Genomic DNA, 21,087 nt, shown 5'->3' with positions numbered 1-21,087 from the left:
TCGAGGCCCACTCGACACGCGAACCTCACCCCTTCTCGTGCATGCTCGGAAGTGCGCCATGTTCACGATCCACCGGAGTGCACCGTGCCCTCACCCCGCACCGACCCGAAACCCTTGTCGGACACCGAGATCCGCCAACTGATGGCCGACCTCGAAGCCGGTCGCCACCCCACCGTCTGGTTCACCCCCCAAGCCGTAGGCATCCCGGAAGGCCGCTCCGGCAAGATAATCGCCATCGCCGACCCCTCCGAACCCGACTTCCTCCGCGTCCGCCCGGCAGGCGTCAACGACACCCTGGCCTTCTCCCCGGCGGAATTGACCCTCACCCGACCCGCCCGCCGCAGGGAACGGTGAGGGCGAGGGGTCCGCGACCCGCTTTCGCTGCCGGTGAACATCCATCCGGAACAACGGACCACCCCGCCAGGTTGAGTAGGTAGCGCTCAACTTTGGAAGGGGCTCGAAAACGATGACTACCCCACAACGACTACCGGTGCTGTTCCTGACCGATCCGATCGTGCTGCCCGGGATGGTGGTGCCGATCGAACTGGACGAATCGGCGCAGGCCGCGATCGATGCCGCGAAGGCGGCGAATCTGGAGTCCGTGCTGCTCGCGCCGCGGTTGGCGGAGGGGTACGCGGGCTATGGCGTGGTCGCCACGATCGAGCAGGTCGGGCGGATGCGCGGGGGTGCGAAGGCGGCGGTGTTGCGGGCCGAGCGGCGCGCGCGGATCGGGCACGGGGTGACCGGGCCGGGGGCCGCGCTGTGGGTCGAGGCCGAACCGGTGGAGACCGGTGAGCCGGACGGCCGCACCCGCGAACTCGCCGCCGAGTACAAGAAGCTGGTCGTGTCGGTGCTGCAACGTCGCGAGGCGTGGCAGGTGATCGACATGGTCGAGCAGATGACCGATCCGTCGGCGCTGGCCGACACCGCGGGCTACGCGCCCTATCTGACCAACGAGCAGAAGCGCGAACTCCTCGAAACCCCGGACGTCGCCGAACGGCTCACCACGCTGATCGGCTGGGTGCGCGACCACATCGCCGAGATGGAGGTCACCGAGAAGATCAGCGAGGACGTGCGCGAGGGGATGGAGAAGTCCCAGCGCGAGTTCCTGCTGCGCCAGCAGCTCAACGCGATCCGCAAGGAGCTGGGCGAGAACGAGCCCGACGGCGCCGAGGACTACCGCACCCGCGTCGAACAGGCCGACCTCCCCGACAAGGTCCGCGAGGCGGCCCTGCGCGAGGTCGATCGGCTCGAGCGCGGCAGCGATCAGAGCCCGGAGGCGGGCTGGATCCGCACCTGGCTCGACACCGTGCTCGAACTGCCGTGGACGGTGAAAACCACGGACTCGACCGATGTCTCGGCTGCCCGCGCGGTCCTCGACGCCGACCACCACGGCCTGGACGAGGTGAAGGATCGCATGGTCGAGTACCTGGCCGTGCGCGCCCGCCGCGCCGAGCGCGGACTCGAGGTCGTCGGCGGTCGCGGCTCCGGCGCGGTGCTGGTGCTCGTCGGCCCGCCCGGCGTGGGCAAGACCTCGCTCGGCGAGAGCGTCGCACGGGCGTTGGGCCGCAAGTTCGTTCGCGTCGCCCTGGGCGGCGTGCGCGACGAGGCGGAGATCCGCGGCCACCGGCGCACCTACGTCGGCGCGCTGCCCGGCCGGATCGTGCGCGCGGTCAAGGAGGCGGGTTCGATGAATCCCGTCGTGCTACTGGACGAGATCGACAAGGTGGGCTCGGACTACCGCGGCGATCCGGCGGCGGCGCTGCTCGAGGTCCTGGACCCCGCGCAGAACCACACCTTCCGCGACCACTACCTGGACCTGGATCTGGACCTGTCCGACGCGCTGTTCATCGCGACCGCCAACGTCATGGACACCATTCCGGGCCCGCTGCTGGACCGCATGGAACTCATCACGGTCGACGGCTACACCGAGGACGACAAGGTGGCCATCGCCCGCGACTTCCTGGTCCCGCGCCAGCTGGAACGCAACGCGCTGACCGCCGACGAGGTGCGCGTCACCGACGAGGCGCTGCGCGAGATCGCGGCGAACCACACCCGCGAGGCGGGCGTGCGGCAGCTGGAACGCCTGATCGCGAAGGCGTTGCGCAAGGCCGCGACCCGGCTCTCCCAAGGCGAGACAACCGCCCCGATCGTCGTCGAACCGGCGAATCTGCGAGACTACCTGGGCCGTCCGCGCTTCACCCCGGATTCGGTGGAACGCACCGCGGTCCCGGGCGTGGCGACCGGCCTGGCGGTCACGGGCGCGGGCGGCGACGTCCTCTACATCGAGGCCAACGCCGCCGAGGGCGAGCGCTCGCTCACCCTCACCGGTCAGCTGGGCGACGTCATGAAGGAGTCCGCGCAGATCGCGCTGACCTACGTCCGTTCGCATCTCGAGGAGATCGGGATCGAGCCCGCGGTGCTGGATCGCAACATCCACATCCACTTCCCCGCGGGCGCGGTGCCCAAGGACGGTCCCTCGGCGGGCGTCACCATGGTCACCGCCCTGGTGTCGCTGGCGCTGGGCCGGCAGGTCCGCGCCGATGTCGGCATGACCGGTGAGGTCACGCTGAACGGCCGGGTGCTGCCGATCGGCGGCGTCAAGCAGAAGTTGCTGGCCGCCCAGCGCGCGGGCCTGAAGACCGTGTTCATCCCGGCCCGCAACGAGCCGGATCTGGACGAGGTCCCGGCCGACGTGCTCGCCGCGCTGGACGTCCGCCCGGTCGCCGACGTGGCCGAGATCCTGGCCTACGCGATCGAACCGGTCACCGAACCGGCGTACCAGGCGCTCGCCTCGGCCTGAGCGGAAACCACTGGCCGCGGCCCACTCTCGCGGTGGGCCGCGGCCACCACAGGCGAATCGCCGACGCCGCCAACAGGATCAGCAACATCGTCACGTACAGATTCATCAGGATCGGCGCGATCACCCACGTCGGCGGGTACATGATCAACCCGACCACCACCCACTGCGGCGTCCACTCGTAGGTCCACGATCCGGCGGCCAGATACACCAGGCCCGCAAGCGCCCACCACCACGGCCGGGTCTGCGCCCGATGCACGAGGTGAACCAGCAACGGCACCAGCCACACCCAGTGGTGACTCCACGAGAACGGCGACACCCCGCACGCGGTCATCCCGGCCACCGCGATCGACAGCAGCCGCTCGTCGCGTCGATACCACGCGACCGCGATGCTCAGCCCGGCCACCGCGACGACGACCGCGAGCGGCACCCACAACCACACCGGCGCGGAATGCCCCAGCAGATGGGCGATCGCCCCGCGCAGGGATTGATTGGCCGCGTGGGTGTCCTGCGCGATCCGCTCCGAGTGGAAGAACGTCGAGGTCCAGTACTGCCGCGAATCCGCGGGCAGCACCAGCGCCGAGACGACCACGGTCGCCAGGAACACCGCCGCCGCGGTCACGGCCGTCCGATAGCGCCGCAGCGCGAGGAAATACACCACGTAGAACAGCGGCACCAGCTTGATCCCCGCCGCCAGCCCGACGCCGACCCCGCGCCACCGGTCGCCCTCGCGCCGCGCGCAGTCCCACAGCACCAACGCCATCAGCACCAGATTGATCTGCCCGTAGTACAGCGTGGTGCGCACCGGCTCGACGAAGACGCAGGCCAGCGCGACCACCGCGCTCACGGCCACGATTCGCCGCTCGAGCCGATACCCCAGAATCCGCCAGCACAGCAGCACGCAGCCGAACAACACGCCCAGATTCACCAGGAGCCAGGTGTTGGTGACCCATCCCCACGGATACAGCGCGATCGGGATGAACAGCAGCGTGGAGAACGGCGTGTAGGTGTAGAACAACCCGTACACGCTCGGCTCGGTGTACAGCGGATGCCCGTGCAGGATCTTCCAGGCCCCGTCCCGATAGACGTGCACATCCAGCCCGCCCACCAGGATGCCCGCGCGATCCAGCCACGGATCCACGAGCGTGAACACCAGCACGACCGCCAGCACCGCGACGATCCCCAGCACCCGGAGCGTGGTACGCGCGCGAAGCGGCGGTGATGGACGCACGACCGTTCAACCTAGCTAAAGAAGACCCGCCGCGTCATGCCCCGAAGACCGAGGTCACCGAGAACGGCCGAATCAGGATGCCGGCGTGGTCAATTCCCGCTCGACCGCGCGGGTCGTGCCCTGCGCCGCCGCGACCAGAACCGGCTCCCCGTGCTCGGGTTCGGCGTAGATCTCGCAGTGGCACACCGCCTGCCTCCGGGTGGCCCCGGTGACCCGCGCCTCGGCCCGCAGCCGCACCCCCGCGGCGGGCCGCAGATAGGTGATGGAGAAGCCGCCGGTCAGCACGTTGGGCCCGAGCACCGATCCGGCCGCGTAGGTGAGCGCGTTGTCGGCCGCGTAGGCCAGCACCCCGCCGTGCACATAACCGAACTGCTGACCCAGTTCGGGCCGGATGGGGATCACCAGGGTGGCCGCCCCGTCGCCGTACGCGCTGATCTCCGCGCCGACGAGCACGCTGAACGGTTGTGCCGCAAGGACTTTCCGGGCCAGGTCGAGATCGGGGAGAGCGGTCATCGGGATGCTCCTGATTCGTCGGGTGCGGGCGCGCGCAATGCGGCCCAGGCGGATTCGGCCAGTTCGGTGGCGACGGCGGTGGGCGCGGTGGTGATCTCGCCGCCGAGCCAGTGCCGCGCGTACTCCTGGGCGGGCCCCAGCCACAGCGCGTACACCAGATCGAAGCCGAGATCGCGCACGGTGCCGTAGGCCGCGTGGGTGCGCCACCACCGCCAGACATCGCGCAGGAACACCTGATTGGACTCGCTCTCGCGCACCCCCGGCGGCCGCGCCGAGGTGAGCACCGCGGCCCGGTACTGGTTCTCGGTGACCCAGCGCAGATGCGCGACCACGCCGCCGGTGATCCCGGCGCGCGCGTCGACGCTCGCGCCGACCACGGCCCACAGATTCCGCTGATAGTCCGCGAGCGCGTTCGCCCACACCTGCCGGTACAGCTCGGCCTTGTCCGGGAAGTGGTGGTACAGCGCGCCCACGCTCGCCCCGGCGGCGTCGCGGATCTGGCCCAGGGTGGTCTCGACCGTCCCGTGCTCGGCGAACTGCCGCTCGGCCGCCAGCAGCAACCGATCACGAATCTTCACGAACAGAATATTATTCTGGTTCCGCTGGATTGTCACCCGGGTGGGGTAAGACGAGAGGGTGCCCCGGTGGCTGTTGCACGTGGACCTCGATCAGTTCCAGGCGGCGGTGGAGTTCCGCCGTCACCCGGAGCTGCGGGACCGGCCGGTCATCGTCGGCGGCAACGGCGATCCCGACGAGCCCCGCAAGGTCGTGACGTGCGCGTCCTATCCGGCCCGCGCCTTCGGCGTGTACGCGGGCATGCCGCTGCGCGCCGCCGCCCGCAAATGTCCGGAGGGGGTGTTCCTGCCGCTGGACATGGCCACCTACGAGGAGGCGTCCGAGGAGGTCATGGCCCGGCTGCGCGCGTTCCCGGTGCGGGTGGAGGTGCTCGGCTGGGACGAGGCGTTCCTCGCCGCCGACACCGACGATCCCGAACGGCTGGCCCGCGAGATCCGTTCCGCCGTCGCGGAATTGGCGCTCACCTGCTCGATCGGCATCGGCGACAACAAACTTCGCGCCAAACTCGCCACCGGTTTCGCCAAAACGGTCGGCAAGGGCGAGCACGCGCCCGGCGGCACCGGCGTCTTCCGCCTCACCGCCGAGAACTGGGACCGGCTCATGGCCGACCGCCCCACCAGCGCCCTGTGGGGTATCGGCGCCCGCATCGCCGCGCGCCTGGCGACCCTGGGCATCGAGACCGTCGCCCAGCTCGCGGCGGCCGACCGCACCGCCCTGGCCGCGGAGTTCGGCCCGAGCACGGGCCCGTACCTGTGGCTGCTCGGCAACGGGCGCGGCGACACCGACGTGGTGACCGAGCCGCGAATCCCGGTGGGCCGCAGCCGTTCCGAGACCTTCCCGCAGGACCTCACCGAGCGCGCCGAGATCGAACGGCAGGTGGTCCGGCTGGCGACCGAGGTGGCCGAGGAGATGATCGAGGCGGGCCGGATCACCCAGCGCGTCGGGGTCACCGTGCGCACCAACACGTTCTACACCCGCACCAAACAACGCAAACTCCCCGAGCCGACCGCCGACGTCGCGACGATCGTGCGCGCGGCCGTGCAGGTCCTCGGCCGATTCGAGCTCGACCGCCCGGTCCGGTTGCTCGGCGTACGCCTGGAACTGGTCCCGCGGTGATCACCGCGCGCGGGGATTTGACATGCTGGGCGGGCAGACTCGATGGGAAGGCGACGGCATGACCGACTACGCGACGCTCCGGTTCGAGCGGACGGGCGCCACCGCCCGGATCACGCTCGACCGGCCGAAGGCGGCCAACGGAATCGATGCGACCCTGGGCCGGGAACTCGCCGAACTCGCGGCGCTGTGCGCCGACGATCCGACGCTCAAGGTGGTCGTCCTGACCGGCGCGGGGAAGTTCTTCTCCGCCGGGGGCGATCTGAAGGCCATGGCGGCCGCGGAATCCGGGGCGGGCACGTACGTCAAACAGCTGGCCGATGACCTGCATCAGGCCATGTCGTCGTTCGCGCGGATGGACGCGCTGCTGCTGGTGGCGGTCAACGGCATCGCGGCCGGGGCCGGATTCAGCCTGGCGGTCGCGGCCGATCTGGTGGTGGCGGCCGAATCCGCGTCGTTCACCATGGCCTACACCCGCGCCGGACTGAGCCCCGACGGCGGCTCGTCCTACTATCTGCCGCGCCTGATCGGCCTGCGCCGCACCCAGGAACTCATGCTCACCAACCGCACGCTGTCGGCGGCCGAGGCCCTCGACTGGGGCCTGGTGCACCGCGTGGTCCCCGACGCCGAACTCACCGCCGCGGTCGACGCCCTGGCCGAGCAGTTCGCCGCCGGACCCCGGCACGCCAACGCGAATGTGAAGAAGCTGCTGCTGGTCTCCTCCGACCACACCCTCGAGGAGCAGCTCGCGCGCGAGGCCGCCTTCATCGGGGCCTGCGCGGACTCCGAGGACGGGCGCGAGGGCATCACCGCCTTCCTGGCCAAGCGGGCCCCGACCTTCCGCTGACTATGGCCGTCGCCGTGGCCGAGGCGCCGGAGTCCGCGACCGTGTCCCGGCGGTCGCGGCCGGTGCTGCTCGCGGCCGCGGCGATGCTGGTGGCGCAGTGGGCGATTCGCGGCTGGGTCGCCGGGCGCGGCTACTTCTACTGGGACGATCTGATCCTGGTGGGCCGGGCGGGCGACCATCCGCTGCTGTCGGCGGATCTGTTGCTGTACGACCACGACGGCCACTTCATGCCGCTCGCCTTCGCCACCGCGTGGCTGGTGACCGCGACAGCGCCGCTGCACTGGGCGGGGCCGGTGGTGTCGCTGCTGCTGTGGCAGGCCGCGGCCGGGGTCGCGGTGCTGCGCATGCTGCTGATCCTGGTGCCGCGCGCCCGCGCCCGCCCGGTGGTGCTGCTCCCGTTCGCGTTCTACCTGTTCTGCCCGCTCACCCTGCCCGCCTTCGCCTGGTGGTCGGCCGGATTGAACGCCCTGCCACTGCAATTCGCCATGGCGTGGGTGATCGGCGACGCGGTGGCCCTGCTCCGCACCGGTCGGCGGCGATACGCCGTCTCGGCGGTCGTGGTGCTGACGATCGGGCTGCTGTTCTTCGAGAAGTCCGTCGTCGTGCCGTTCGTGGCCTTCGCCGTCGCTGCGTTGGCGCGGCACCTGGACGGCGACCCACGTCCCCTGCGCACGGTGCTCCGCCGGGCCGGAACACTCTGGACCGCAACCGGTTCGGTCCTGGTGTGCTGGTTGCCGGTCTACCTCACCGTGGCGCACGCGTCGGCCACCCGCGGCGACGCCGAGGGCGTGCGCCGCCTCCTGCACAGCGCCACCTCGCTCGGCATCGTCCCGACCCTGCTGGGCGGCCCGTGGAGCTGGGCCCGCTGGCTCCCGTCCACGCCCTGGGCGACGCCGCCCGGCTGGGCGGTGATCCTGTCCTGGCTGGCGCTGGGAGTGGTTGTCGCGCAATCGGTCCGGACGCGTCGCCGGGTGATCCCGTTGTGGCTCATGGTCGTCGGCTACGTCCTGCTGGCGCAACTGCCCGTCGTGCTGATCCGCGGCGGACCCGGAACCGCCGCCGAACTCATGCAGTCGCTGCGCTATCTCGCGGACGTGACGGTCGTCCTCACCGCCGCCGGAGCGCTCCTCCTGCGCGCCCGTCCCCGCCGGTCGACGCCTCGAACCAGCGTGGCGCGCAATCGTTTCCGAGCCGCCGCGCCCCTGCTCGTGACGATCGCCTTCGTGGCCAGCAGCCTCTGGTCGACCGTCACGTTCGCGAACTCCTGGTCGATCAGCCCGACCCGGACCTACCTCACCAACGCGAGCGCGGCCGTGCGGGACGGAACGCCGCTGCTCGATCAAGAGGTGCCTTGGGATGTGCTGAGCCCGCTCACCCATCCCCAGAATCTGGCGAGCCGGGTGCTGTCGCCGGTCGCGCCGCCGGGGGCGTTCGCCGACTCCACCCCGAGGCTGCGCATGTTCACCGATTCGGGCGCGCTCACCGACGCCCGGATCTGGTGGAACCGGGCGATCGTGCCGGGTCCGGTGCCCGGCTGCGGCTACCACATCGCCACCGCGCAACCGGTCGATCTCGCGCTCGACGGACCGCTGCTGGATTTCGGGTGGACCGCGCAGCTCAACTACCTGGCGAGCCGGGACGGGGAGATCACCGTCGGCCTCGAACACGGCCGGACCGTCGTCGTCCCGGTCACCGCGGGGCTGCACACCGTCTACGTGCGCCTGATCGGCAACGGCGAGACCCTCCGAATCGGTTCGCACACCCCGGGTCTGGACGTCTGCGTCGGGGTCGGCCCGGTCGGCGTCGCGTACTACGACCGGTGAGCACCTATGCTCGGGATCATGTTCTGGGCGATGGTGGCGCACGAGACGGACAACGGCGTGACTCTGGCGCGCGAGGAGGTCGGCGACGACTTCCTCGGCGACGGCGCGGTGACGATCAAGGTGCACTACTCCAGTGCCAACTACAAGGACGGCCTGGCCATCACCCGCGGCGGCGGGGTGGTGCGGAACTATCCGATCGTGCCCGGCATCGACATCATCGGCGAGGTGTCCGCCTCCGAGGACCCGAACTTCTCCCCCGGCGACCCGGTGATCGCGCACGGTTACGAGATCGGCGTCTCCCGCAACGGCGGATTCGCCGAATACGCGCGCGTCCCGGCCGACTGGGTCGTCGCGCTCGACGGCCTGACGCCGCGCGAGGCGGCCGCCCTCGGCACCGCCGGTTTCACCGCGGCGCTGAGCGTGCAGGCCCTGCTGGACCGCGGCCTCACCCCCGACTCCGGCCCGATCCTGGTCACCGGGGCGACCGGCGGCGTGGGCAGCGTGGCCGTGGACATCCTCGCCGGACTCGGCTTCGAGGTGGTCGCCTCCACCGGCAAGTCCGACGCGGGCGAACTGCTGGCCACCCTCGGCGCGAAATCGGTGATCGGCCGCCTCCCCGAGGATCCCGACGCCAAACCGCGGCCGCTGGGCAAGGCGCGCTGGGCGGGCGCGGTCGACAGCGTCGGCGGTAAATCCCTCGCCCACGTGCTCAGCACCATCGAGTACGGCGGCGCGGCGGCGGTCAGCGGCCTCACCGGCGGCCCCGAACTGCCCACCACGGTCCTGCCCTTCATCCTGCGCGGCGTCGCCCTGCTCGGCGTCGACTCCGTGCAGTACCCGATCGAGCGACGCCGCGCGCTGTGGGGCCGCCTCGGCAAAGACCTGAAGCCGCAACATCTTTCGCTGCTCGAGAACTACGCGCCCATCACCCACGTCGAGGAGGTGCTGCACGCCATCCGCGCCGGACACCACTCCGGCCGCACGGTCCTGGGTGTCGCGGGCGAGTTCTGAATTTTTTTGGACTGAGCGATTCAAAACGTGCTAGGGTTCGATCATGGCACGTCCCAAGCAGTTCGACGAGGACCGCGCCGTGGACGCCGCGATGCGCGCGTTCTGGTCCGCGGGCTACGAGGCCACCTCGACGCAGGACCTGTGCGCCGCGACGGGTCTGGGCCGCAGCAGCATCTACAACACCTTCAGCAGCAAACCGGACCTGTTCCGCCGCGCGCTGCGCCGGTACATGGACGAGAAGAACGCGGGCCTGTTCGCCACCGTGGACGCCGCGGGCCCGGTCAAGGACCGGGTGCGCGCACTGCTGTGGAATGTCGTCGAGGCCCCGGAGGACGATCCGCTCGGCTGCCTGGTGGTGAATTCCACCGTGGAGCTGGGCCCGCGCGACGCGGGCGTCGCCGACCTGCTGCGCGCCGATCTGGACCGGCGGCTCACCGCCCTCACCGCGATGATCGAGGCCGGTCAGCGGGCCGGTGAGATCCGGACCGAACGGCCCGCGGCCGATCTCGCGCAGTTCGTCAGCGCGACGATCGGCGGGATGCGGGTGGCCGCCCGGGGTGGGGCCGATCGGGCGACGCTCGCGGGCATCGCGGACGTGGCGCTCGACTGTCTCTGATCCGAAAATCATTGTCGCTCGGCGTGTTTCGCGTGCCCGAGTTTTGAACTGAACGATCCAAAAAAGAGAGGGTTCCCATGCCGTTGGCCGTCTACATCCTGGGCCTGTCCATCTTCGCCCAGGGCACCTCCGAGTTGATGGCGGCGGGCCTGCTTCCCGACATCTCCGCCGATCTCGCCGTCTCGATACCCCGTGCGGGACTGCTGATCTCGGCCTTCGCGCTGGGCATGCTGGTGGGCGCGCCCGTGCTCGCGGTCGCGACCCGGCGCTGGTCGCGGCGCACCGCGCTGCTCGCCTTCCTCGCGGTATTCGTCGTCGCCCACGCGGCCGGGGCGCTGACCTCGAACTACTGGATCCTGTTCGGCACCAGGGTGATCGCGGCCTTCGTCTACGCCGGGTTCTGGTCGGTGGGCGCGTCGGCGGCCGTGGGCATGGTCGCCGAGAACGCGCGGGGCCGGGCCATGAGCGTCGTGGCGGGCGGACTCACCGTCGCCACCATCGTCGGCCTGCCCGCCGGAACCTTCCTCGGTCAGCATCTCGGCTGGCGGGCCGCGTTCTGGGCGGTGACGATCCTGGCCGCGATCGCCATGATCGGGGTCCTGCTGCGGGTGCCCGACAGCCGCGCGACCACCACGGCCGATCTCCGAAAGGAGCTGCGCGCCATGGCGACCCCGCAGGTCGGACTGCTCTACGGCAGCACCACCCTGGCGATCGCCGGGGTGATGGCGACCTTCGGTTACCTCGGCGCGCTGCTCATCGAGACGACCCGCCTGTCCCCCGGCTGGGTGCCCGCCCTGCTCGCCGTGTACGGCGTCGGCGCCTTCCTCGGGATCGCGGTCGGGGGCCGGGTCGCCGACGCGCATCCCACCGGCACCCTGGCCGTGGGCATCTCCGGCCTGGTGCTCACCTCGGTCCTGCTCGCGCTCACCGCGCACCACCTCGCGCCGGTCGCGGTGCTCGTGTTCCTGTTGGGCGCCTTCGGTTTCGGCACCAATCCGGTCTCCAACAGCCGCGTGTTCACCCTCGCCCCCGCCGCCACCACGCTCGGCGCCGCGGGCAATGTCGTCGCCTTCAACATCGGCATCACCCTCGGCCCCTGGCTCGGCGGCCTCGGCCTGGACGCGGGCCTGGACTACACCTCGGTCGCCTGGCTCGGCGCGCTGCTCGCCGCGGCCGCGCTGGCGCTGGTGGGCTGGTCGCACCTGCTCGGCCGAACCGATTCCGGCACAACGGTTTCCTCACCAGGCCACGAGCAGTTCGCGGGGTCCGCGCACCAGTAGGCCGGTCTTCCAGGGCACGTTCTCCACGGGCACCGCCAGCCGTAGTGTCGGAAGTCGTCGCAGCAGTGCGCCCAGCGCGATCTGCAATTCCACCCGGGCGAGTTGCGCGCCTAGGCAGTGGTGCGCGCCGTAGCCGAAGGCGATGTGCGGGTTGTGTTTTCGCGTCAGGTCGAGGGTCTCCGGATCGGCGAAGACGGTCTCGTCCCGATTGGCCGCCTGCAGATTCGTGAACACCGACTCCCCGGCGCGCACCGTGACCCCGTGCAATTCGACGTCCTCGGTCGCCACCCGCGCGAAACCGCCGCCCGAGCCGAGCTGGACATAGCGCAGCAGCTCCTCGACCGCGCCGGGGACCAGGTCGGGGTGCGCGCGCAGCAACTCCCACCGCTCCGGTTGCGTGAGCAGCAGATACGTGAAGTTGGCGAGCTGGTTGGCGGTGGTCTCGTGCCCCGCCACCAGCAGGCCGATGCCGAGGTTGACCAGTTCCGATTCGCTGAGCCGGTCCTCGTCGTCGCGGGCGGCGACCAGCGCGCCCAGCAGATCGTCGGTGGGCCGTTCGCGCCGCTCGCTCACCAATTCGCCGAGATAGCGCTCCAATTCGGCCCGGCCCGCGTCGATCTGCTCGCGGGTGTAGGCGGTGGTGGACAGGACCGTGTCGGAGAAGTCGCGGAAGCGGTGCTGATCCTCGGTCGGCACCCCGAGCATCTCGCAGATCACCGTGACCGGCAGCGGTAAGGCGAAGCGCGCCACCAGATCCGCGGGCGCGCCGTCGCGTTCCATCGCGTCCAGCAGCCCGTCCACGATCTCGCGCACGTGCGGGCGCAGCGCGGCGACCCGGCGGCCGGTGAACGCCTTGGCGACCAGTTTGCGCAACCGGGTGTGCTGCGGCGGATCCATGCTCAGCAGCGAATCGGGCCGCGACGGCGCCGGCGACATGCGCGGAATATCCTCGCGCCCAACGGTTTCCGCGCGGCTGAAGCGCGGATCGGCGAGCACCTGCTTGACGTCGTCGTAGCGGGTGACCAGCCAGCCCTCCCCGCCGTAGGGCAGGCGCACCCGGGTGACGGGTTCCTCCCGGCGCAAAATCGCGTAATTCGGATCGATGTCGAGGCGGACTGGTTCGCCGAAGGGGTAGTGGCGCGCTTCGGTGTTCACGGTCATGGGGTCTCCCTACCCGAGGCCGACAGCATGTAAGCGATCGCTTACATCAATGTAGGCTCGGTCACACCGGCCCGTCAACGCGTCGAAAGCCCTTATCCGGGCGGGAAATTCGGGTCCAGACCGGGCAGCAGCACCCGCGCGGCGCGCAGCACATGCCGGGCAACGTCGGCGGGATCGGCCCCGGCCAGCGGTTCCCGGTGATGCACCGACCGCATCAGCGCGATGCCCAGCAACCACGCCAGCACCAGATCCGCGCGCAGTTCGCCGTCGGACCCGTCGGTCAGCCCGGACAGCGCGGCCACGTACTCGTCACCGAGTTCCCGCCGGATCGCCTCGGTCCCCTCGTCGTGCCCGCTCGACCGCAGCGCCGCCTGCAACCACGGCCCGGGCGACTCGGCCTCGCCCGACTCCAACATGTGACTCAGCAACCGCCCGACCAGCCCCGCCGCCTCCCCCTCGGCGAGCACCCGCCGCCCGCGATCGGCGATCGACTCCCGGAACAGCTCCTCCTTGCTCCCGAAATACCGAAAGAGCAGCGCCTGATTCACCCCCGCCCGCCCCGCGATCTCCCGCACGGTGGCCCGCTCGAACCCCCGCTCCGCGAACAACTCTCGCGCCGCCGCGAGAATCACCTCTCGCGTCACCGCCGCATCCCGCCGCCGCCCCGCGTCCCCGACCATCCACTCCTCCACCGCCGACTCCTGCCCAGCAGCGTAGGGGTCGCGTCAGTCCCGTTCGCCGAATATCCACGGCACGAGCACCAGCAGCCAGCCGTCCGGATCGGCGAAGAGGACCGCGCCGTTGCGGGGCCAGTACGGATTGGCCGCGGGCACCGGTTGGTGGCCGTGCGCGGTGAGCCGCGCGACCACCGCGGCGAGCGCCTCGGGGCCGTCCAGGTAGAGCACGAGCTGATTCTCCGGATGCGGTTCGGGGATCACCGGCGGCGTGCCGTGCCGGGTGAGCTCCAGGTGCACGGCGTTGCCCGGCAGACCGAACACGATGCCGTCGTAGCCGTCGTGATCGCGCCACCGCGCCAGCACCGGCAGGCCGAGCACCTCGCCGTAGAAGGCCACGGCCGCATCGTAATTCGCGGTCGGCCGGGCGAAGCGGACCGCGCCGACCCGGAGCCCGTCGGGCCACATCGGTTACGCCGCGGCCGGTTCGGAGTCGTCGGCGAACTGGGTTCGGTACAGCTCGTGGTAGCGGCCGTCGGCGGCCAGGAGTTCGGCGTGGGTGCCGCGTTCGATGATGTGGCCGTCCTCGATGACCAGGATCTGGTCCGCGTTGCGGACGGTGGACAATCGGTGCGCGATGACCAGAGCCGTGCGGCCGTCGAGGGCCTCGGCCAGCGCCTCCTGGACGGCGGCCTCGGAGGTGGAGTCGAGCGAGGCGGTGGCCTCGTCGAGGATGACCACGCGCGGCTGTTTGAGCAGCAGGCGGGCGATGGTGAGGCGCTGGCGTTCGCCGCCGGAGAGGCGGTAGCCGCGCTCGCCGACCATGGTGTCCAGGCCGTCGGGCAGCGACGCGATCAGGTCGTGCAGGCGGGCGCGGCGCAGCGCGTCCCACAGGTCGGCCTCGGTGGCGTCGGGGCGGGCCAGCAACAGGTTCGCGCGAATGGTGTCGTGGAACAGGTGTCCGTCCTGGGTGACCAGGCCGACCGTGTCCTGGATGGAACGACCGGTCAGCTCGCGCACGTCCACCCCGGCCAGCCGGACCGCCCCCGAGTCCACGTCGTAGAGCCGCGAAACCAGTTGCGCGATGGTCGATTTGCCCGCACCGGACGAGCCGACCAGCGCGATCATCTGCCCGGGTTCGGCGCGCAGCGATATGCCGTGCAGCACCTCGACCCCGCCGCGCGCGTCCAGGGTGGCGACGTCCTCGAGCGAGGCCAGCGACACCTTGTCCGCCGCCGGATAGCCGAAGCGCACCTCGTCGAACTCGACCGACACCGGCCCGGCCGGAACGGGTTTCGCGTCGGGCGCGTCCTCGATGAGCGGTTTCAGATCCAGGATCTCGAAGACCCGCTCGAAACTCACCAGCGCCGACATGATGTCCACCCGCGCGCTCGCCAGCGCGGTCAGCGGCGTGTACAGCCGGGTGAGCAGCAGCGAAAGGGCCACCACCGCACCGGCGTCCAGCTCACCGCGCAGCGCGTACCAGCCGCCGAGACCGTAGACCAGGGCCACCGCCAGCGCCGACACCAGCGTCAGCGCGGTCACGAACACCGTCTGCAACATGGCCGTGCGCACCCCGATATCGCGCACCCGTCCCGCGCGCAGCGCGAACTCCGCGGACTCCTGCCGCGGGCGGCCGAACAACTTGACCAGCGTGGCCCCCGGCGCGGAGAAGCGCTCGGTCATCTGGGTGCTCATCGCCGCGTTGAGTTGCGCCGCCTCGCGCTGGATTCCGGCGATGCGGATGCCCATCCGCCGCGCGGGCAGCATGAACAGCGGCAGCAGCACCAGCGACAGCAGCGTGATCTGCCAGGACAGCCCGATCATCACCACCAGCGTGAGCAGCAGCGTGACGATATTGGTGACCACCCCCGAGAGCGTGGTGCTGAACGCGCGCTGCGCGCCGATGACGTCGTTGTTGAGGCGGCTCACCAGCGCGCCGGTGCGGGTGCGGGTGAAGAAGGCGACCGGCATCTTCTGCACGTGGTCGAACACGGCCGTGCGCAGATCGAGAATGAGCCCCTCGCCGATGCGCGCGGACAGCCACCGGATGAGGATGCCCAGCGCGGCGTCGGCCACCGCGACCAGGCCGATGATCACGGCCAGCCGGACCACCGTCGACGGCTCGGCATGTCCGACGATGCGGTCGACGACGCGACCGGCCAGCACCGGATTGGCCACCGCCAGCAGCGCGGACAACACGCTGAACAGCAGGAAGCCGATCAGCGGCAGCCGATGCGGCCGCGCGAACCGCAGCATCCGGGCCGCCGTGTCGCGGCTGAATCCGCGCCGCTCCTGCGGCGCGTTCGCCTGCCGATACAGCTGACTCCACGCCACCGATTCGATGCTCATCCGCCCGCTCCTTCCGCTCCCGGACAGTCAACCCCGGGCCACCGACACTAAGACCTCAACAATGGTTGAGAGCAAGACTTCCCGGCCCGCCCGTCGTTCGCCGAGGGCGAAAGGCGAGCGTCGTAGAGTCGATCTCGTGCAAGCCATTCGATTCGAGAGTTTCGGCGGACCCGAGGTACTGGAACTGGTCGAGGCGACCGTGCCCGACCCCACCGGGGAGCAGGTGCGGGTCGCGGTGCGCGCGGCCGGGGTGAATCCGGCGGACTGGAAACGCCGGGAGGGCCTGTTCGGTCCGCTCGAGTTCCCGGCCGGGGCGGGCCTCGAGATCGCGGGCGTCGTGGACGCCGTCGGCCCCGCCGCCCGCTGGCGGGTCGGCGACGAGGTGATCGGCTGGGCCGTCAGCGGCGGCTACGCCGAGTACACCCTGGCCACCCAGCTGGCCGCCAAGCCCGCCGCCCTGTCCTTCCCCGACGCCGTGGCGATCCCCGTCGCCGCCAACACCGCCTCCGGCGCACTCGATGCCCTGAAGGTGACCTCCGGCGAAACGCTGCTCGTCAACGGCGCCTCCGGCGCGGTCGGCGCGATCGCCGTCCAACTCGCGCGCTCGGCGGGCGCCCGGGTGCTGGGCACCGCGTCGGCGGCCAATCAGGACGTGCTGCGGGAACTCGGCGCGACGCCGACCACCTACGGCGACGGCGTGGCCGACCGCGTGCGCGCCCTGGCCCCCGACGGCGTGGACGCGATCCTCGACTGCGCGGGCCACGGATTCCTCGACGCCGCAATCGAATTGCGCGGCGGCACCGACCGCATCGTCACCATCGCCGACACCACCGCGAGCGACAAGGGCGTCGCCTTCTTTTCCCGCGGCGGCAAGGCCGACCTCGCCGCCGTCGACCGGGTCGCCCGCCTCGTGGCCGACGGCGAATACCGCCTCCCCGGCGCTCCCCGCGTCTTCCCCCTCGCCGAGGCCGCCGCCGCCCAGGAGGAAAGCCGCACCGGCCACGGCCTCGGCAAGATCGTCCTGACCGTCGACTGACCGTCCCCCGCGCGCCCGTCAGTCGATCGTGGCCGTGCCGTCCCGCCACGAGGGGCGGCCTAGGGTGAGGGCATGAGCGATTCGTGGGTGCGGGGGTTGCGGGCCGCGCTCGACGGGGAGGTGGACGCCGATGAGCGGCGGCGGGCCGAGTACTCCTCCGACGCCTCCAACTATCGGGTGCGTCCCGCCGCGGTCGTCTTTCCGCGCGGGGAGGGCGATGTCGCGACCGCGCTGGAATTCGCGCGGGCCGAGGGGCTGCCCGTCACGGCTCGGGGAGCGGGCACCTCGGTGGCGGGCAATGCCGTGGGCACCGGGATGGTGCTCGACTTCAGTCGTCATCTGAACGATGTGCTCGAGATCGACCCCGGAAACCGTTGCGCGCGAGTGCGTCCCGGGTTGGTGCTGGCCGAGCTGCAACGCGCGGCCGCCCCGCACGGCCTGCGCTTCGGGCCCGACCCGTCCACCCAGAACCGCTGCACGCTGGGCGGCATGATCGGCAACAACGCCTGCGGCCCGCGCGCGGTGGCCTGGGGCCGCACCTCCGACACCGTGCGCGCGGTGCGCGTGCTCGACGGCACGGGCGCCGAACGCCGCCTGGGCAACGATCCGGCCGCGGTGCCCGGCCTGCCCGAATTCGTCCGCCGCCACCTCGCCCTCATCCGCACCGACCTGGGCCGGTTCGAGCGGCAGGCGTCCGGCTACGGGCTGGAACATCTGCTGCCCGAACGGGGTTCGGCGGTGGCCCGCGCCTTCGTGGGCACCGAGGGCACCTGCGGGCTGCTGCTGGAGGCCACGGTGAATCTGGTGCCGCTGCCCGCCGCCACCCTGCTGGTCGTGCTCGGCTATCCCGATATGCCCACGGCCGCCGACGATATCGCCGCGGTCATGACGGCCCGGCCGATCGCGGTGGAGGGCATCGATGCCCGCCTGGTCGACGTGGTGCGCGCGCATCGGGGCACGGTGCTCGAGCTGCCCCGGGGCGGCGGCTGGCTGTTCGTCGAAATCGCCGCCGACAGCGCCGAACTCGCCCGCGACCTCGCGCTCGGGCTGTGCGCGACGGCGCACGCCCTGGACACCCGCATCGTGGCCGACCCGGCGGAGGCCGCCCGGCTGTGGCGCATCCGGGCCGACGGCGCGGGCCTGGCGGGCCGCACGCCCGCGGGGCATCCGGCCTGGCCCGGCTGGGAGGACGCCGCCGTGCCGCCCGAGCGACTGGGCGCGTATCTGCGCGAGTTCGACGCCCTCCTGCGCGCCCACGGGGTGGACGGACTGCTCTACGGGCATCTGGGCGACGGCTGTATCCATGTGCGCCTCGATCTGCCGATCGCCGACGCGCCGGACCGGTTCCGCGCCTTCCTCGAGGACGCCGCGGATCTGGTTGTGGCCCACGGTGGTTCGCTGTCGGGTGAGCACGGCGACGGCCGGGCCCGCTCGGAACTGTTGGCGCGCATGTACTCTCCGGCGGTCCTGACCGCGTTCGAGGAGTTCAAGGGCCTGTTCGATCCCGACGACGTGCTCAATCCGGGAATCGCGGTGCGCCCGCGCCCGATCGACGCCGATCTGCGGCTGGCGGGCATCGGGCCGACCGCGCCCGCCGACGGTTTCGTCTTCCCCGCCGACGGGGACATCGGCACCGCCGTGCACCGCTGCGTGGGAATCGGCAAGTGCCGCGCCGACACTAGCGCGACGGGCGGATTCATGTGCCCGTCCTATCTGGCCACCAGCGACGAGAAGGACAGCACCCGCGGCCGGGCCCGGGTGCTGCAAGAGGTGGTCCGCGGCGACCTCGACTGGCGATCGCCGGGCGTGGCCGAATCGCTGGACCTGTGCCTGTCCTGCAAGGCGTGCGCGTCGGACTGCCCGGCCGGTGTCGATATGGCCACCTACAAGGCCGAGACCCTGCACCGTCGCTATCGCGGCCGGATCCGTCCCCGCGACCACTACACCCTCGGGCAACTGCCCCGCTGGCTGGGCGCGGCGACGCGAATGCCGCGTCTGGTCAACGCCTTCGGAGCCAATGGACCGCTGCGCCGACTGGGCCTGCGCGCCGCGGGCATGGATCCGCGCCGCGAGATCCCGGTGCTGCCGCGGGAGAGCTTCCGCGCGCAGTGGCGACGACGCCGCTCCGAGGCGGCGCGCGGCACGCCGGTGCTGCTGTGGATCGATACGTTCACCGATGCCTTCGCGCCCGAGATCGCCTGGGCGGCGGTCGAACTCATCGAATCCCTGGGATACGGCGTCCGCATTCCCGAACAACGGGTGTGCTGCGGCCTCACCCGGATCAGCACCGGTCAGCTCACCGGCGCGCGAAAGAGTTTGCGCGCCACGGTCGCCGCGCTCGACGAGCACGTCGCCGCGGGCGGCACGGTCGTCGGACTGGAACCGTCCTGCACCGCCGTGCTGCGCGCGGAACTACCCGATTTGCTCGCCGACGATCCGCGCGCCGCGGCCACCGCGCGCGCCGTGCGCACGCTGGCGGAATTCCTCGCCGCGCAGCCGGACTGGTCGCCGCCCGATCGCAGCGGCGACCGCGTGGTGGTGCAACCGCATTGCCATCAGCACGCCGTCCTCGGCTTCGACGCCGACCGCCGCATTCTCCGGCAGTCCGGTGCCGAGGTGACCGAAATCACCGGATGCTGTGGACTTGCTGGCAATTTCGGGATGCAGTCCGGCCATTACGACATTTCGGTCGCGGTCGCGGAAAACGGTCTGCTGCCCGCGCTCCGCGCGGCCGGACCCGACGCCCGTTTCCTGGCGGACGGATTCTCCTGCCGCACCCAGGCCGACCAGCTGGCCGACCGGAGCGGGCGGCATCTGGCCCAGTTCCTGCTGGGCCGGTGAGGTCGGGAACGGCTCAGCTGCCGAACGGCAGGGTGCCCGGGGGGATCTGGTAGCCCGAGCTGCCCGCGAAGACGCCGCCCAGCGCGCTGAGCAGCCAGTTCAACAGATTGGTGACCATTCGAAACCTCCCGGATAAGGATGCCGGTCAATTGCCGGTAATGATGTAGATCGACAGAAGAATCGCGGTGCGGGAATGTTCCGTTACGCCGGGCGCGCCCGAATCGGGTGTGATCCATTCCCCGTTGCCGTCTCCGCGCCGCGAGGCATAATTCCCCGGTGAGGTTCGGGACCGCGGAGGCGCAGCGCACGGTGATCGCGGACCGTCCGATCGACCTGGCGCACACCGTGGCTCCCCTGCGGCGCGGCAGCGGGGACCCCTGTCATCGGGTGACGCCCGACGGCGCGCACTGGCGGGCCGCCCGCCTGCCGAGCGGACCGGTGACCTACCGGCTCGCCCAGTCCGGCCCGCGCGCTGTCGAGGCCCGCGCGTGGGGTCCGGGCGCCGCCGAATTCCTCGACCGCCTGCCCCATATGCTGTGCCTGGACGAGGACGTCACCGATTTCGCCCCCGACCATCCCAAGATCGCCGAGGCCAATCGCCGCTTCCCCGGCCTGCGCATGCTCCGCACCGGACTGGTCTTCGAGGCCCTGGTCCCCGCGATCCTCGAACAGCGCGTGCACACCGTCTCCGCCCGCGCCTCCTGGCGAAAACTGGTGTGGCGCTTCGGCGATCCGGCCCCCGGCCCCGCCCCCGTCCCGCTGCGCGTCCCCCCGGCCGCCGAGACCTGGCGCCACATCCCCTCCTGGACGTATCACCGCGCCAATGTCGACCCGCAACGGTCCCGCACCATCGTGCTGGCCGCCCGCGTCGCCGACAAACTCGAACAGGCCGCCGAACTCCCCCATTCCGAGGCCGCCGCCCGCCTGTGCACCATCCCCGGCATCGGCGTCTGGACCGCCGCCGAGGTCGCCCAACGCGCCTTCGGCGACCCCGACGCCCTCTCGGTCGGCGACTACCACCTCGCGGCCATAGTCGGCTGGACCCTCCTCGGCCACCCCATCGACGACCCCACCATGATCACCTACCTCGAACCCCTACGCCCCCACCGCTACCGAGCCATCCGCCTCCTCGAAATCTCCGGCCAGGCCCACAAACCCAAATTCGCCCCCCGCACCCCCCTGGTAGACCACTCCCAAATCTGAACCACCCCAG

At 71.2% G+C, this 21,087-nt stretch carries 18 protein-coding genes; 11 read left to right on the top strand and 7 right to left on the bottom strand.

Features of this window, described 5'->3' with window-relative positions; genetic code table 11:
• The first annotated feature begins 84 nt into the window (after positions 1-84).
• Entirely contained in the window at positions 85-354 is a 270-nt protein-coding gene (locus ACFYTQ_RS08660; protein WP_387358369.1) for a hypothetical protein, read from the top strand.
• A 112-nt stretch (positions 355-466) separates the two neighbouring features.
• Positions 467-2,803 (top strand): endopeptidase La, encoded by a 2,337-nt coding sequence (gene lon, locus ACFYTQ_RS08655; protein WP_387358367.1) that lies wholly within the window; start codon positions 467-469, stop codon positions 2,801-2,803.
• Here the strand turns inward: lon and ACFYTQ_RS08650 are convergent.
• The 3 genes from ACFYTQ_RS08650 to ACFYTQ_RS08640 form a co-directional block, all read right to left on the bottom strand.
• The gene (locus ACFYTQ_RS08650; RefSeq protein WP_387358365.1) at positions 2,766-3,989 is read right to left on the bottom strand and encodes a glycosyltransferase 87 family protein; all 1,224 of its coding nucleotides are present in this window, start codon (positions 3,987-3,989) and stop codon (positions 2,766-2,768) included. The genes lon and ACFYTQ_RS08650 overlap by 38 nt on opposite strands.
• Positions 3,990-4,103: 114 nt before the next feature.
• Positions 4,104-4,544: a PaaI family thioesterase gene (locus ACFYTQ_RS08645; protein ID WP_387358363.1), complete on the bottom strand. Its 441-nt coding sequence runs from the start codon at positions 4,542-4,544 to the stop codon at positions 4,104-4,106.
• A complete protein-coding gene (locus ACFYTQ_RS08640) occupies positions 4,541-5,122 on the bottom strand; it encodes a TetR/AcrR family transcriptional regulator (protein ID WP_387358361.1) in 582 nt (193 codons plus the stop codon). Before ACFYTQ_RS08640 ends, ACFYTQ_RS08645 begins: the two co-directional genes overlap by 4 nt.
• Before the next feature lie 58 nt (positions 5,123-5,180).
• On the opposite strand from ACFYTQ_RS08640, the gene ACFYTQ_RS08635 reads away from it, so the two are divergent.
• The 6 genes from ACFYTQ_RS08635 (at position 5,181) to ACFYTQ_RS08610 (ending at position 11,810) form a co-directional block, all read left to right on the top strand.
• Entirely contained in the window at positions 5,181-6,236 is a 1,056-nt protein-coding gene (locus ACFYTQ_RS08635; RefSeq protein ID WP_387358359.1) for a DNA polymerase IV, read from the top strand.
• 58 nt (positions 6,237-6,294) lie between these two features.
• On the top strand, positions 6,295-7,080 hold the full coding sequence (locus ACFYTQ_RS08630) for an enoyl-CoA hydratase/isomerase family protein (RefSeq protein ID WP_387358357.1): 786 nt from the start codon (positions 6,295-6,297) through the stop codon (positions 7,078-7,080).
• 2 nt (positions 7,081-7,082) lie between these two features.
• Positions 7,083-8,903, top strand: coding sequence for a hypothetical protein (locus ACFYTQ_RS08625; RefSeq protein ID WP_387358355.1), 1,821 nt, complete (start codon positions 7,083-7,085; stop codon positions 8,901-8,903).
• Between the two features lie 18 nt (positions 8,904-8,921).
• Positions 8,922-9,914 (top strand): oxidoreductase, encoded by a 993-nt coding sequence (locus tag ACFYTQ_RS08620; protein ID WP_387358353.1) that lies wholly within the window; start codon positions 8,922-8,924, stop codon positions 9,912-9,914.
• Positions 9,915-9,957: 43 nt separating this feature from the next.
• Entirely contained in the window at positions 9,958-10,530 is a 573-nt protein-coding gene (locus ACFYTQ_RS08615; RefSeq protein ID WP_387358351.1) for a TetR/AcrR family transcriptional regulator, read from the top strand.
• Positions 10,531-10,607: 77 nt separating this feature from the next.
• Positions 10,608-11,810, top strand: coding sequence for a Cmx/CmrA family chloramphenicol efflux MFS transporter (locus ACFYTQ_RS08610; RefSeq protein ID WP_387358349.1), 1,203 nt, complete (start codon positions 10,608-10,610; stop codon positions 11,808-11,810).
• On the opposite strand, the gene ACFYTQ_RS08605 is transcribed toward ACFYTQ_RS08610, so the two are convergent.
• The 4 genes from ACFYTQ_RS08605 to ACFYTQ_RS08590 form a co-directional block, all read right to left on the bottom strand.
• The gene (locus tag ACFYTQ_RS08605) at positions 11,769-12,971 is read right to left on the bottom strand and encodes a cytochrome P450 (protein ID WP_387358347.1); all 1,203 of its coding nucleotides are present in this window, start codon (positions 12,969-12,971) and stop codon (positions 11,769-11,771) included. The genes ACFYTQ_RS08610 and ACFYTQ_RS08605 overlap by 42 nt on opposite strands.
• A 92-nt stretch (positions 12,972-13,063) precedes the next feature.
• Positions 13,064-13,663 carry a TetR family transcriptional regulator gene (locus ACFYTQ_RS08600; protein WP_387358345.1) on the bottom strand — a complete coding sequence of 200 codons (600 nt, stop codon included), beginning with the start codon at positions 13,661-13,663 and terminating at the stop codon, positions 13,064-13,066.
• Between the two features lie 33 nt (positions 13,664-13,696).
• Complete coding sequence (locus tag ACFYTQ_RS08595) at positions 13,697-14,113, bottom strand: VOC family protein (RefSeq protein ID WP_387358343.1); 417 nt, start codon at positions 14,111-14,113, stop codon at positions 13,697-13,699.
• A 3-nt stretch (positions 14,114-14,116) separates the two neighbouring features.
• Complete coding sequence (locus tag ACFYTQ_RS08590; protein ID WP_387358341.1) at positions 14,117-15,997, bottom strand: ABC transporter ATP-binding protein; 1,881 nt, start codon at positions 15,995-15,997, stop codon at positions 14,117-14,119.
• 136 nt (positions 15,998-16,133) lie between these two features.
• On the opposite strand from ACFYTQ_RS08590, the gene ACFYTQ_RS08585 reads away from it, so the two are divergent.
• The 3 genes from ACFYTQ_RS08585 to ACFYTQ_RS08575 all read left to right on the top strand — a co-directional run bounded on the left by ACFYTQ_RS08585 (position 16,134) and on the right by ACFYTQ_RS08575 (position 21,077).
• A complete protein-coding gene (locus ACFYTQ_RS08585; protein WP_387358339.1) occupies positions 16,134-17,033 on the top strand; it encodes an NADP-dependent oxidoreductase in 900 nt (299 codons plus the stop codon).
• A gap of 72 nt (positions 17,034-17,105) precedes the next feature.
• Positions 17,106-19,874: an FAD-binding and (Fe-S)-binding domain-containing protein gene (locus ACFYTQ_RS08580; RefSeq protein WP_387358337.1), complete on the top strand. Its 2,769-nt coding sequence runs from the start codon at positions 17,106-17,108 to the stop codon at positions 19,872-19,874.
• A gap of 276 nt (positions 19,875-20,150) precedes the next feature.
• Positions 20,151-21,077, top strand: coding sequence for a DNA-3-methyladenine glycosylase family protein (locus ACFYTQ_RS08575; RefSeq protein WP_387358335.1), 927 nt, complete (start codon positions 20,151-20,153; stop codon positions 21,075-21,077).
• Positions 21,078-21,087 lie beyond the last annotated feature (10 nt).

The sequence above is a fragment of the Nocardia sp. NPDC004068 genome (assembly GCF_042874315.1).
Classification (GTDB): domain Bacteria; phylum Actinomycetota; class Actinomycetes; order Mycobacteriales; family Mycobacteriaceae; genus Nocardia.
This window is presented reverse-complemented; position numbering and strand designations above follow the sequence as displayed.